The 13,724-nt window shown below is 42.5% G+C and carries 13 protein-coding genes and 1 other annotated feature; of the genes, 3 read left to right on the plus strand and 10 right to left on the minus strand.

The genetic code is table 11. The features are described from left to right. Nucleotides 1-184 precede the first annotated feature (184 nt). A complete protein-coding gene (shc, locus tag ABC357_RS13145) occupies nt 185-2,056 on the plus strand; it encodes a squalene--hopene cyclase (RefSeq protein ID WP_412887947.1) in 1,872 nt (623 codons plus the stop codon). Nucleotides 2,057-2,133: 77 nt separating this feature from the next. Continuing rightward, nucleotides 2,134-2,922 carry a nucleotidyltransferase domain-containing protein gene (locus tag ABC357_RS13150; protein ID WP_412887948.1) on the plus strand — a complete coding sequence of 263 codons (789 nt, stop codon included), beginning with the start codon at nt 2,134-2,136 and terminating at the stop codon, nt 2,920-2,922. Nucleotides 2,923-3,471: 549 nt separating this feature from the next. Here the strand turns inward: ABC357_RS13150 and ABC357_RS13155 are convergent. The 10 genes from ABC357_RS13155 to ABC357_RS13200 all read right to left on the minus strand — a co-directional run bounded on the left by ABC357_RS13155 (nt 3,472) and on the right by ABC357_RS13200 (nt 12,819). After that, a complete protein-coding gene (locus tag ABC357_RS13155; RefSeq protein ID WP_412887949.1) occupies nt 3,472-3,867 on the minus strand; it encodes an NUDIX domain-containing protein in 396 nt (131 codons plus the stop codon). A 286-nt stretch (nt 3,868-4,153) separates the two neighbouring features. Beyond that, entirely contained in the window at nt 4,154-4,495 is a 342-nt protein-coding gene (locus ABC357_RS13160) for an ArsR/SmtB family transcription factor (protein ID WP_412887950.1), read from the minus strand. After that, the gene (locus tag ABC357_RS13165) at nt 4,496-4,918 is read right to left on the minus strand and encodes an SRPBCC family protein (RefSeq protein WP_412887951.1); all 423 of its coding nucleotides are present in this window, start codon (nt 4,916-4,918) and stop codon (nt 4,496-4,498) included. 116 nt (nt 4,919-5,034) lie between these two features. Next, nucleotides 5,035-5,949: a class I SAM-dependent methyltransferase gene (locus tag ABC357_RS13170; protein WP_412887952.1), complete on the minus strand. Its 915-nt coding sequence runs from the start codon at nt 5,947-5,949 to the stop codon at nt 5,035-5,037. A 242-nt stretch (nt 5,950-6,191) separates the two neighbouring features. Beyond that, nucleotides 6,192-7,664 carry a glycoside hydrolase family 32 protein gene (locus tag ABC357_RS13175; protein WP_412887953.1) on the minus strand — a complete coding sequence of 491 codons (1,473 nt, stop codon included), beginning with the start codon at nt 7,662-7,664 and terminating at the stop codon, nt 6,192-6,194. A 92-nt stretch (nt 7,665-7,756) separates the two neighbouring features. Continuing rightward, nucleotides 7,757-9,214, minus strand: a complete 1,458-nt coding sequence (locus ABC357_RS13180; RefSeq protein WP_412887954.1) for a sucrose-specific PTS transporter subunit IIBC — start codon at nt 9,212-9,214, stop codon at nt 7,757-7,759. 129 nt (nt 9,215-9,343) lie between these two features. Continuing rightward, nucleotides 9,344-10,327 (minus strand): LacI family DNA-binding transcriptional regulator, encoded by a 984-nt coding sequence (locus ABC357_RS13185; protein ID WP_412887955.1) that lies wholly within the window; start codon nt 10,325-10,327, stop codon nt 9,344-9,346. An 89-nt stretch (nt 10,328-10,416) separates the two neighbouring features. Further along, nucleotides 10,417-11,121: a class I SAM-dependent methyltransferase gene (locus ABC357_RS13190; protein ID WP_412887956.1), complete on the minus strand. Its 705-nt coding sequence runs from the start codon at nt 11,119-11,121 to the stop codon at nt 10,417-10,419. Between the two features lie 63 nt (nt 11,122-11,184). Further along, entirely contained in the window at nt 11,185-11,685 is a 501-nt protein-coding gene (locus ABC357_RS13195) for a GNAT family N-acetyltransferase (protein WP_412887957.1), read from the minus strand. Nucleotides 11,686-11,814: 129 nt separating this feature from the next. Next, nucleotides 11,815-12,819, minus strand: coding sequence for a tryptophan--tRNA ligase (locus tag ABC357_RS13200; protein ID WP_412887958.1), 1,005 nt, complete (start codon nt 12,817-12,819; stop codon nt 11,815-11,817). 45 nt (nt 12,820-12,864) lie between these two features. Further along, nucleotides 12,865-13,114 (minus strand) — a binding site (T-box leader). 179 nt (nt 13,115-13,293) lie between these two features. Here ABC357_RS13200 and ABC357_RS13205 point away from each other — a divergent pair. Further along, nucleotides 13,294-13,704 carry a GNAT family N-acetyltransferase gene (locus ABC357_RS13205; protein WP_412887959.1) on the plus strand — a complete coding sequence of 137 codons (411 nt, stop codon included), beginning with the start codon at nt 13,294-13,296 and terminating at the stop codon, nt 13,702-13,704. Nucleotides 13,705-13,724 lie beyond the last annotated feature (20 nt).

Consider the following 13,724-nt stretch of genomic DNA (forward strand, 5'->3'; position numbering starts at 1 on the left):
CCAAACTACCCTGTAATATGTAAAATCCTTTCATATCAACCTATAACCATTGAATATAAATACTATAAAGACTTTGGCAGTGGCATGGCTTAACACCTCGATGGAATGGCGCTAAAAAACTTAAAAGTATCCATCCGCCAAGAATTCATCCATTTCTTTTCCTATAAAAAAGGGGGCAATACCGTTGAAGCTACATCAGGTAGAAGAAAGTATCCAAAGAAGAACGGATAGAATCAAATCACGCCAAAATGCGGATGGTTCCTGGACTTATATCTTCCAAGGCCCTATCATGACAGACTGTTTTATGATTATCCTGCTTCAGGCTCTTGGGAAGGGTTCGGATGAATCAATCCCAAAATTGATAAAGCGATTACTTTCTCTGCAGAAGGAAAATGGAAGCTGGAGTATTTACAGCGATGAAAAAGACGGAAATCTGTCCGCTACTGTACAGGCATATACAGCCCTTCTACTATCAGGCAGGTTCGGGCGCCAGGACGAGGAAATGAAGCGGGCTGAATTCTTCATTTCTGAACATGGGGGAATCCAATCGGCTCATTTTATGACAAAAATGATGCTGGCCTTGAATGGGTTGTACAAATATCCCGGGTACTTCTATTTCCCGATGACTTATTTCCTGCTGCCTCCTTCCTTTCCTTTCAGCCTTTATCATTGCAGCAGCTATGCGCGAGTACATCTGACACCGATGATTATTTGCATGAATAAAAAATTCGCTGTCCACCATGAAGAATTCGATACAGGCTTTTTCAATGAAAACAAAAACGATCAATGGGTCAGAGATGACCGAGAAGACTGGCCGCAATTTTTCATAAATGAAATGAAAAGTATCGCTTTGACTCCCCTCCATCTTCACAAAGCAGGCTATAAGGCCGCCAAGAAGCTAATGCTCGACAGGATTGAACGGAACGGGACATTATACAGCTATGCATCAAGCAGCTTTTATATGGTTTATGCCTTGCTGGCGCTTGGGCATAAAAAAAATGCCACCATCATCTCAAAGGCAATACAAGGAATGAAAAGCTACAGTTTCGAATGCAAAAACGGAAGCCATATTCAAAATTCCCCTTCAACCGTCTGGGATTCAGCTTTATTGGCCTATAGCCTCCAGACAGCGGGCCTTGGGCACAAAGATGCGGCCATCCAAAAAGCGACTGATTACTTAATGAAGAAGCAACAGCTGATACGCGGCGACTGGGCAGTGAATGCACCGAATAACGCTGCAGGCGGGTGGGGTTTTTCGGACAGCAATACCTTTATTCCGGATAATGACGATACAAGCGCCTGTCTCAGGGCGTTGGCAAACAGAAGCCTCGAAGATCAGAAAGCAAGGAAGGCATGGGAAAGAGGGAAACATTATCTCATCCATATGCAAAACAAAGATGGCGGATGGGCCGCTTTCGAAAAAGACGCCTATCAGCCGCTCCTTACACACTTACCTATTGAAAACGCAAAGGATGCCCTTACCGATGATTCCACGGCTGATTTGACAGGAAGAGTGTTAGAATGCCTTGGTACATACGGCAACCATACACTGAAGGACGACTTTATCGATAAAAGCTGTGATTGGCTGCTCCGGCAACAACGCCAGGATGGGAGCTGGTATGGGAAATGGGGGATCTGTTACCTTTATGGCACATGGGCTGCCATAACAGGATTGCGTGCAGTCGGCGTACCACGCAACCATAAACAAATTATGAAAAGCATCCTTTGGCTAGAGCAAGTGCAGAGACAAGATGGGGGATGGGGCGAATCCTGCAAAAGTGCAGAAAAAGAGGAATACCTCCCTCTTCCTTTCAGCACGCCTTCCCAAACAGCCTGGGCAGTAGACGCCCTGCTGACTGTCAGGCCGCCTGACGCACCATCGATCCAAAAAGGAATCAAATATTTGATTGAGCATGAAAGTGATCATGCCGACTATCCGACCGGGCTTGGGCTGCCGGGTGGATTTTATATATGTTATGGAAGCTACAATGAAATTTTCCCATTATTGGCACTGGGCCATTACAGAGAAAAAATTAGCCGTACCTGCCTACACTAAATGCACATATACTTGATTCAATAAACTCTTATTGCGCACTATAATAAAGATAGCTGGCCGGAAAGGAGGAATGGGGGATGAACCGAATGATAGTGGAAACACTTCATCAAGCAGAGTCCGCCTATAACATCAGAGTGCTATACGCCTGTGAATCGGGAAGCAGAGTATGGGGAACGCACACTGAACAAAGCGATTACGACGTCCGCTTCATTTATATACACCCAAGGGAAGTGTACTTGAGTATCGATCCGGTGGGAATCGGCCGGAAAAGGGATGTCATCGAACTGCCGAAAAGACAGAATCTCGATATATACGGTTGGGATTTGACGAAGTCATTACGTTTATTAAGAAAATCCAACCCATCGATATTGGAGTGGATTCATTCTCCCATTATCTATATGCAGGCATCAAACGATATCTATGGACAGTTGAAAAAGGTAGCCGAAGACATATTTTCCCCTGTTCCCTGCCTGCACCATTATGTAAATATGGCTCAAAAAAACTACCATGATTGCCAACATAGTAGCACATTCAATAAAAAGAAATGGATTTATGCAGTACGTTCTATGTTGCTTGCCTTATGGACCGAAAAAAACCATACATTCCCCCCTTTTTCAGCCCATTCATTGCTGGATCAATTCATTGGCGCAGGGACTATTAAAGAAAAGATGTCTTCCATGCTCCTGAACGGAACTTTAGAAGAACACCTTGATATAGCTCAACAATTGGGGCCATTTTTGGATCAGGAAATCAAACGGCTTCAGCACTATTCCAGAAACTATAAAGAAAACGTACATGCGGATATGACAGAAAGGATGGATCAGCTTTTCCGCACCACTCTGGAAGAAATGGACATGGGCGGTTAAATTGTTACATTATTTTTAAATATCAATAAATTTAACTTCTGCTATTTGGAAAAATGGTATGATTGCCATTGACAGAGCTTTGCAGCATTTCTGGAGGGCGGATATCAAAAAGGAGATGTAACTGCTTATGGCTACAAGACAATGCACATTGTGTAAACAGTCCTATCCTATTGAACAGTTAACCCTGTTGAAAGAGAAAAAAGGCTATGTCCATTATTATTGCAACAACTGTTTTCCTAGAGTTAAGAAGAATATTGAACAGCTTCCTATTCAAGGATACTTTACTTGGGAAAAGCAAAATAACTGATAGCTTGTCCGCCCTGAAGTAAATCCTTATGCTGCAGAGCTTTTGTTCTCGGCATTTTCCAGATATTTCACTCATTGCGCCATACAGTTTTGAAATGCCCAGAAGAGCCGCGTCATTTTTTTCCCAATCGTACTTTCGCATGTTTCAGTATATAATCAAATAAATGAAATGTTGATTTATCAAATATTTCCCCCTATTTTAACCATTCACTTGTGAATGGTTATTTTTTCTGCTCTAAGGATTCATTTTGGCATCATTACGGAGCTTATCTTCTTAGCTACTTCCCATGGTCTAACGTCCATAGAGCATATATTTTCTACATTTATCCATAAAGGCACATATATGCCCCTATTTCCCACTTTATATTCATCACCTTTGCCGGTGCCGAATGTTCCTCCAATTTGTTCAGCCAGGAAAAAGGATTGTGTACCGTTGAAATTAATCTGAGCAAAGCACCGATTAATTTTCACTTCTACTCCCAATTCTTCAAAAGCTTCCCTTTCCGCGGCTTCTTCGGCCGTTTCTCCTTCTTCTATTCCTCCACCTGGAAAAACATAATATAATGAACTATTTCTTATTCTTTTAATCAGCGCGACCTTATTTTCCTGAATCAGTATGATCGAACTCCTGTCTCTCAATACAACCTCCCCCTTATTTCAAAATGGCCTATAAACATATAAGTAAGTGATGCCCCGCTTTCTTAGAAAGGTTTTAATCAACAAAGCACTATAAAAGCTGTATTTTCTTCGGAAGTTTTTCCTTTTTTGCATGTTCTGTTTAAGCGGTTCCTTTTGTTTTTTCCAACAAAAAACTAGAGGATATACGCTTCATCAAATGAGCATACCATCCTCTAATTAGAATCCATTAATCATATTCCGCTTGTTTTTACAGCATGGGAAAGACTATTTTTAGGAAAAGAAAGGATTATTCACTGCCTTTCTTCATTCCGCCGTCTTCCACTATATGTTTCAAAACAGAAAGTTTATTGCTCCAAAATTGTTCATAATAGGAAATCCATTCTCCTACTTCCTCCAATGGTTCCGGGTGAAGATGATAGATCCTCTCCCTCCCCATCTTTTTCCCGCTTACAAGATTTGCCTCAGCCAGTATATCCAAGTGTTTTACAATAGCCGTCCTGCTTATCGGGAAATGGGAGGCAATTTTTGAAATAGGCAATTCCTGACCCGACAAGAGATGAAGGACCTCTCTTCGGGTGGGATCGGCAATCGCTTGAAAGACGTCATGTTGTTTTGCAGCCTGTGCCATTTACCCCTCCTCAACCGCCTTAAGAAGCTTCTGTCGGACAATCGCTTCCCAACCTTGGTTCATGCGCTCCCGGATCACAGAGCTTGCTTCATTTGCTTTCGGCAAAATGGTATCAGGCTGCTTCCAACCGCCGTGTATAAGTGTAAACTCTGTCATATCCCCTATCTCTCTCAGTATAAAAGTGACTACCCAGCCGTCTGTATCCCATGTGAATGAAAGGCGGTTCGGCTCATCGATTTCGATTACCTTGCAGGGTGATGGACCGAATGGGGACTGAATATGAAATTCATGCCCTAAAGCTGCCTTAAAATCATTCGGCATGAACCATAAGGCGATCCCTTCTGAAGTCGCAACAGTATTCCATACCTTTTCAATAGGCGCCTTCAATTCTATTTTTTGAATGATATCTTGAACTGTATCCATTGTATATTCCATTTCTCCTTCACAGCATAAATAACACCTTCCGGTTTCACGTTAACTATATAACACCTTTTGGTTTCATGTCAATATGTGCTAATAAATGGATCTTAATGAAACCATTAACGAACCGCTAAATGGCCAAAATGGAAATGTGGAAAAGCATATAATCCTCCCTCCCCATCTTGAAAATATTGTTCTTCTATCATTTCCGGAGATACATTCTCATATACAAGCATACTACTGTTTTGCACTTCCGAATCCAGCAGAAGCGGGTCAAATCCCGTCACCATCGGCTCTCCTGCAGCAGCCGCAATCTGTCTCATTTTTATCAGTTTGTCTGAGGCGATTTCATCGTTGAAGGCATCTACATCCAAATAGTCAAATACAAAAGAACTTCCGCGGCATGAAACGCCTGAAATTTGCGACAATAAAGCCAACAGCACTTTTTTTTCAAGATACATGCTGACTCCCAGCATGCTGAAGAAGCTGGGAACATCGCTATTGAAACCTGCTTTCATCAACGTTTCTGATAAGGGCCCCGCCGTGAAGTCTGCTGCCATATAGTTCACATGAGCAGGCTTCTTTAAGCCCATCTCTTTCATCCGCTTTAATTTATATGCTTGTGCAGATGGATGGTCAATTTCAAAAACAATAAAATCATCCGGCAAATCTTTCTGCCGAAAAACATACGTATCAAAACCCGCTCCCAAGATCACATACTGTTTAACCCCCCGTTGTATGGCAAGGGATAATTGATCTTCCGTATATTTTGCCCGGCTGACTGTTTGGGGAATACATTGAGTGTTCATAACCCACTCTAATTTTTGGTCTTGGCCGGAAAGAGTTTTATTTTTTTCAGGACTATAAAACTGGATGGCATTTGCCCAATTCTGGCCGATAGCTTCCTTTTCTTCCTTTGTTAATATAGAAAAAGCAATGTCATCATTAAAAATCGGCATTGAATGGCGGGCGGCATGGAATCCTCTTGCATAACAGCTTACTAATGCTGTCATAATGCCTCTATTCAATTCCATAAGTATCTCTCCTTTGCATTTTGTGGAATGGCTCTTTTTGCAAAAAGAAAAAACACCTAACTCGTTAGGTGTTCATTATACGTCTGGTATATTTTTATGTAAACATATATTATAACATAAAAATAATTATTTGTCAATACGTATTATTTTTTTCAATGCGGCTTTTTCCTATTTTATTATAGAAAATAGGATTCATTCAAATAGAGGGAACACCAGCTATATAACCAGGTTCCCTCTTCTCTTTATTTATAATTCCACTTAGTCGCCTCATAGGATGCTGTTCCATTTTGGGCAAAGAATGAAATCCCCGTATCTTCCGGGTCCGGGAAAATTCTTGCGGTAAACACTTCTTCACCGTCATTGATGAATACTTCCACTGAAGAACGATCCACAAAAAGATGGAACTTAATGTTTGCCCCCTCAAGACTGCACGCTCTGTGGGTTCCATATTCCTCTGCAAACAGCTGGCCATTACGGCTTCTGTCCAAAATGATTCTCTTCTCAATGCGGTCATACAAAAGGACCGTCCCATTCTCTTTTCCGCATCTAAATTCGATGCCGAACCTATCTGCAGAATCACTTGCCATTTCGCATACCATTTCATACACATCCCCCGAAAAACCTTCGTGGCTGGCATCATCGTTCTGTACTGTCCCGCTCACCTTCTTTTCATCCGAACGCAGGCTCTGCAGCTCTTCGACCGGATTTTGGTACAACTTTCCATTCAGTACCGTTAATTCACGCGGGACCGTTAAACAATGGGCCCATCCATGGGAATCTGTCGGATACTCTATTTCCGGCAGCCCCATCCAGCCGACAAGGATGCGTCTGCCATCAGGCGTTTCCATTGTCTGTGGAGCATAGAAATCGAACCCCCGGTCCAGCTCACAGAACGTTCCATGTTGGAAATCTATATCAGGAAGATTCATTGGTTCACCAAGCAAATAACCCGATTGATATATATTCTGGAAGTGATCTCCTTTTGGTTCAAGCCCTTGAGGGGAAAAGATAAAAAGCCCCTTCTCGCCTATCTCCATATAATCTGGGCATTCCCACATAAAGCCGAAGTTCAAATAGTCAGTACCCATTTCACCAAGAAGTGTCCATGTCTGTAAATCAATAGATTGATAGATGACTGCACAGCCGGTTTCATCTTCCCTCTGTGCACCTATTATCATGTAAAAGCTATCATTATCTTTCCAAATTTTCGGGTCGCGAAAATGATCGGTGTACCCTCTCGGCACTTCTTCTATTATTGCTTGGTCATCTTTCGTTATATGGCCGGTTTCATCCATGGATGCCATCACCTGGTAAGGGAACCTTTCCCATTCATCATTACGGACATTTCCGGTATAAACAATCTTCAATTTCCCTTCATGTTCGATCGCACTGCCAGAATAGGCGCCATGGCTGTCGTAATAATGGCCTGGGCTGATCCCTACGCCAAGATTTTCCCAGTGCACTAAATCCTTGGATTTCGTATGGTACCAATATTTCAACCCATGAACCGGCCCCAGCGGAAACCATTGATAAAACAGATGGTATTCACCATTGAAAAAAGAGAAGCCATTCGGATCGTTCAATAATCCTGTAGGCGGTTGAACATGAAATGTTTGCCTCCACCCGCACGCTTCCACGCTGTCTTTCAATGCTTTCCATTCCTCGGGTGCCGCTTGTTCAATCGTTCGGTACCTTAGCTCTCTTGTCCATTCCATACTTTCATTCTCCTTTTCTATCTTGACAATCGATTCTATCTATCCGGTTCATAAGAAGAGAGGGAAGGAGTCTCCCCTTTCCCTCTGCTTGATTAAGCCGCTAGTTTTTCGCCTTCCGGCTTCGCTTTTCTTTGCTTGATGGCATCACGTTTTCCTAAGAACAATGTGACAGCAAAAGCCGTACCGATTGAGATAGCCATACAAATGATGTAGTAGAAGATCGATCCTGGGGCAATCGAAATGATTCCCGGCAAGCCAGCTGCGCCCAAAGCAATCGCCTTTACCTTGAATAAAGAGATGAAGGCTGCTCCCGCACCTGAGCCGATAACTGCCCCGATGAATGGATAGCGCAGCTTCAGGTTAATCCCGAACATTGCCGGCTCTGTAATACCAAGCAATGCGGAAATACCGGATGCAGACGCAACACCTTTAGTCTTCGAATCTTTAATAAGCAACAAGGCCGCTAGTGCAGCTCCCCCTTGCGCCACATTATTCATGGCTGCCACAGGGAAAATGAATGAACCGCCTGTTTTGGCGATATCGGCAATTAATTGTGTTTCAACAGCAATGAAGCTGTGATGCATACCTGTAATAACGATAGGGGCATATAACAGACCAAAAATCGCTCCGCCAATGATACCAGTCGAGTCATATAACCAAACAAGGCCGTCTGTCAACAGATTTCCCGCTCCGCGAGTTAAAGGACCGACAAACACGAATGTCAAAACACCTGTTATAAAAATGGCAACTAAAGGAGTGATTAAATTATCAAGGAAAGAAGGAACACGCTTTCTCAAGAACAGCTCAATCTTCGCTAAAATAAAGGATGATGCCAATACAGGAAGAACTGTTCCCTGATATCCTACCTTCTCAATATCAAATCCGAAGATACTCCAGACAGGCACCTCATTATTGGCTACAGCATCAGCGTAGCCATACCCGTTCAATAAATCAGGATGGACCATCAACATTCCCAACGCCGCACCAAGATACGGATTGCCGCCAAACCGTTTGGTTGCTGAGAATCCGATCAGAATTGGCAGAAATACGAATGCCGCATTGGCAAACGTATTGATCATCGCAGCCAAATCAGCCATTTCCGGGAAAGCATCGATCAGCGATTTCCCTTCAATAAAGAAATCCTTTGCAGTTAGAAGATTGTTCAATCCCATTAATAAACCGCCTGCAACGATGGCAGGGATGATCGGCACAAAAATGTCAGAAAGCATCTTCACAAAACGCTGCAGGGGATTCATTTTTTTCGAACCCGCCGAACTAACTTCCTGCGTCGACATTTCTGTTAGCCCAGTCAATTCGCCTAATTCCTTATACACCATGTTGACTGTGCCGGCACCGAGAATAATCTGGAATTGCCCTCCCGTCGAGAAAGTCCCTTTTATCGCGTCAATTGCTTCCAATTTTTCTTTATCTATCATAGATTCATCATTGATGACCAAACGAAGCCGCGTTGAGCAGTGGGCCGCCGCTGCGACGTTCTCTTTGCCCCCTAGGGCTGTAAGGACATCTTTGGCTATTTGTTTAAAATCCATTAATATCAACACCTTTACATTTCTTGGATGGAACCGGTTCCTAAAGTGATTAAAAAAAATCACTAGCAGAACCGGCTTCAACTAGTTTATATGATTGGAACCGGTTTCAACTAGATTATAAGACCTAATTTATCTGGAGTCAACGCTTTCTCGGTCAATAATTTGGTATTTTGAGTAGGTAATTTTTTCTATTTCGTCGCCCTGCAGCAAAGAAATAAGCTTTCTAGCAGCAGTGTGGCCGGCTTCCTGATAGAAGAACTTCACAGTAGTTAATTCTGGATTTGTGAATTCTGTCATGCTGTACCCCCCAAAACCAGTAACCGATATCTGCTCGGGAATCCGATACCCTTCTTTTTGAATGGCTTTTAAAGCGCCAAATGCGATGTTATCTGTTGCACATACTATAAGCGAGGGCTGGCATTCTTTAATGATAGAAGGAACAATGGCAATTGCATCCTCTATCTTAAATGTAGATTCGTAATAATGGACCAAGCAATCTTTTTGTTCGCCGACTGCTCTTTTGAATCCTCTTTTCCTCTCAAGGCCAACCGCAACGTCATTTTCAGTAACGCCCAAATAAGCTATGTTCCTATGCCCTTTTGCCAGTACTGCCTTTCCAAGGTCATAGCCTGCGTGAAAATCATCATGGATGACACTGTAGCATTCATCATGCTGCTGGCCCATTAAAATGACAGGAATCCCAATTTGCCGAAATGCCTGAAGATGGCGTTCCGTAATGCTTGTGGCCAGCAGTATGATGCCGGCTACCTTTTGTTTTTGCAATGTATAAATACTTTCAATTTCCCTGTCCAAATTCTGGCTTGTATTGGAAATCATCAATTGGTAGTCAAGTTCCCTCAATTGTTCATCTATGCCGATCAATGTCTGGGAAGTAGCGAAGGAGTCGAGCCTTGGCACAACGGTGCCGATTATCTTCGTTTGTTTCGCCTTCAGGCTTTGCGCAAAACGATTCGGTGTATAGCCTGTCTGTGCAATCACATTTTCAATCAGCTTAGCTGTAGGCTCACTGACAGAGCCCCCATTCAAATACCTGGATACCGTACTTTTCGCTACACCGGCTATTCTTGCAATATCCGCTATAGTTGTTGTCATATTCAATCCTCTCATTTCAACCGTTTATGATAGTTTGATTATACTAGAATGCCCGAAGAGCGTCACTGTGTGTCTTTTTCCAAAAGTAGCTACTGTTGCTTCTGTACAATATATGTAATGGCGTTCGTACTCATCATGATTGCCTTGTCCCGCCTCTTGATTTCATATTGCAACGGCTTTGCTTCCACTTTGATTGGTTTCCAGTATGCATATTTTTCACTAAGTATAGCTGTCATTTCAGCTTCGCTTACATTCACTTCCATCATGGCAGGCAGTTCTTCGCCCGTTTCCGCATCCCTTTCTTTCACTTCCGAATTCACAACCAGGCAATGTATTCCACATTCCCTTGTCCCCTTTATCATTCTGTCCAATAAGCAAGTAAACTCTTCTAGGGATGACACGTGCTCCAAACTTGAAACAGCTACGACAAAATCATAGTAACCGCTAGGGATACTGAAATCTGCTATATCACTACAATAGCTGTTTATAATATCCTCTATGCCATATTGTTTACTGTAACGGCGTAGAGGTTCAATGGCGGTTTCCAATAAATCGACGCAGTCCACTTTTCCCTGCCGCTCACGGATAGAAAGCGCCATAGGAATACTGTTTCTGCCGACGCCGCAGCCGAGATCAAGCACCATCGGCTTATCTGTTTGGATCAATGACAGCGATTCGATGACAGACTTTACAGGAGATGACAGCCATGAACCTTTGACGAACAAATCATGTTGGCTATAAAACCAGTCATGATAGCGCTTTTCTTCTTCACGAATAGTTGTAAAATCTGCCATCGGTCACCCTCTCCTTTGCGCATATGATTGACCTTATAAAAAACCACCCATTGGCACAAAGCTCTAATTGTCTCCTTCATTCAGCATCTTATGCCAAATAAACATTATGCCAGATCTTCCGGCTGCTTTTTTGCCGGTATCGGCAAATCCCGATTTTCTGTATACATGCTGTGCCGATTTATTGGCTGCATTGACCGCAAGCACTATTTCATTTACGTCCGGGAAATGAACTTTAACGAACGGCTCCAGCAACGCCATCGATTTAGTGGCAATCCCTTTCCCTTGGTGGCTGCTTGAAATCGAATAAGCCCTCAGCAACATGCATTTTTTATTGTCGCTATAGACAGCGCTCCCAGGGTAAGCATGAAGCACAAAAAAGCCTGCGATTTCCTCTCCCGCAAATATAACAACAGGATTTCTCTCTTTTTCTGACAAGCAACTCGCCAATGCGTCCAGAGGAGGTGCAGTGAACGCTAATTGTTCTTTTTCAAGGCTGTATTCACCGAAAAAACGCTTGTATTTCTCTTCATATATGCGTAAACTTACTTCTTTTTCCACCATCATTCCTCTCCCTCATTCATTTCGGAATTCACCTCCTAATTATATGGTAAAATTTCTTGATATCTAAATATTTTGACATTTATTCTTAAAAAAGAACAGCGCATTGATTTTTCATTACGCTGCCGGTCAACTCTAGATATATCTTGTTAATCCGATTTTTTTCCGCACTTCTTTCATGAAAGGAATAGCCTTCTCTCTAGCTTTTTCAGCTCCCTCAAGTAAAATGCTATCTAATCTCTCTGGATTCGACATCAATTCATTATACTTCTCCCGGGGTTCCTTCAAGGCTTCATTCATTACTTCAAACAATTGCTGCTTCGCTTCTCCCCATGAGATTCCATCCTCATAATGAGCTTTCATTTGCTCCGTTTGTCCAGCGGAAGCAAACTGTTTATACAGTGAAAAAAGCAAAGAAGATTTTGGATCTTTCGGTTCGCCTGGAAGCGATGAATCTGTCTTGATTTTCTTAACCAATTTCAGAAGCTGTCCTTCATCGGAGAATAATGGAATCGTGTTGTTATAGCTTTTGCTCATCTTCCGCCCATCCAAGCCAAGCAATACCGCCGTGTCTTCCTCAACCTTATACTCAGGCAACGTAAAAGTGTGGCCATATTTATTGTTGAATGTTTGGGCAAGGTCCCTTGCTATTTCTACATGCTGGATTTGGTCCTTCCCGACTGGAACAAGATCAGAATTATAGAGAAGAATATCGGCGGCCATTAGGATAGGATAGGTATACAATCCCATATTGACGCCATCATCTATATCGTTTCCGTTTCGTTTATTTTCTTCAGTCAATGCCTTATAGGCATGGGCTCTGTTCATCAAACCCTTGGATGAATAACAGGCAAGTATCCAATTTAATTCAAACACCTCAGGAATATCGGATTGTCTATAGAAGGTTGCCTTTTCGTAGTCCAACCCAAGGGCAATCCATGTTGCCGCAATTCCATATGATAACTGTTTAAATTCTTCGGGATCCGGTGTCCGCGTAAAACCATGGTAATCGGCAACAAAGTAATAGGCTTCGTACCGGTCATCACGAGCAAGGTCTAATGCAGGCTTAATGGCTCCTATATAATTCCCTAAATGCACTTGTCCGGTCGGCTTAATTCCTGTCAAAATTCTTTTTGTCATGTCTTTCCCTCCAATATGCACGCAAAAAAGGGCTACCCATCCTATGAAAAGGACGGATAACCCGTGGTGCCACCTTAATTCGTTCATCACAAAGAAGAACGCACTTATCCATACAGAAACAATCTTCGTTTCAATATGTCGCCTTTTTTAACGGCAAGACCTCCGCTATGCCTACTAAACTGGTTCAGCATAGAAGCTCCGAAGCCCATTCGACGGTTATTCTACACTGATTTCCACCCGACATCAGCTCTCTAAAGTATGCAAACCGCTTACTATTCTTCATCATCGCTCATTCATTCTATGTGTATACCTTATTATAAATCCATTCAAAATTGAAAGTCAACTTACAGGAAGTGTCGATTATTATCGAAAAATAGCATAATTTTCATTATTTTATAAAAATTCCTTCCCCTCTTTCCCAGCATGTCTTATAATGTGGGAAGGCATGATTCTTTATACAGAGGGGGAACCGAATTGAAAGAACATACACAAATTACTTATTCCTTAAATGAACAACTGCAAGGAAGCGAATTGGCAGACGTCTTTAAGGCGTCCGGGATCAATCGGCCTGTAGATGATCTGAAACGCCTTCAGAAAATGCTAGATAATGCCAATCTTCTCGTTACGGCTTACCATGGCGAAAAGTTAATAGGCGTAGCCAGGGCACTGACAGATTTCAGTTATTGCTGTTATTTATCGGACTTGGCTGTAGATAGAGACTATCAGCGAAGAGGTATAGGCAAAAAGCTTATACAATTTGTTCAACAAGAAATTGGAGATGAGTGTTCATTCCTTCTGCTTTCCGCCCCATCCGCCATGGACTATTATCCTCATATAGGGTTTAAAAAAATGGATAATGGATTCAGAAAATTAAGAAAAAGATAAAGGCGAGGCAAGCGGGAATT

It is taken from the genome of Bacillus kalamii (assembly GCF_047238185.1).
Classification (GTDB): Bacteria; Bacillota; Bacilli; order Bacillales; family DSM-1321; genus Bacillus_AD.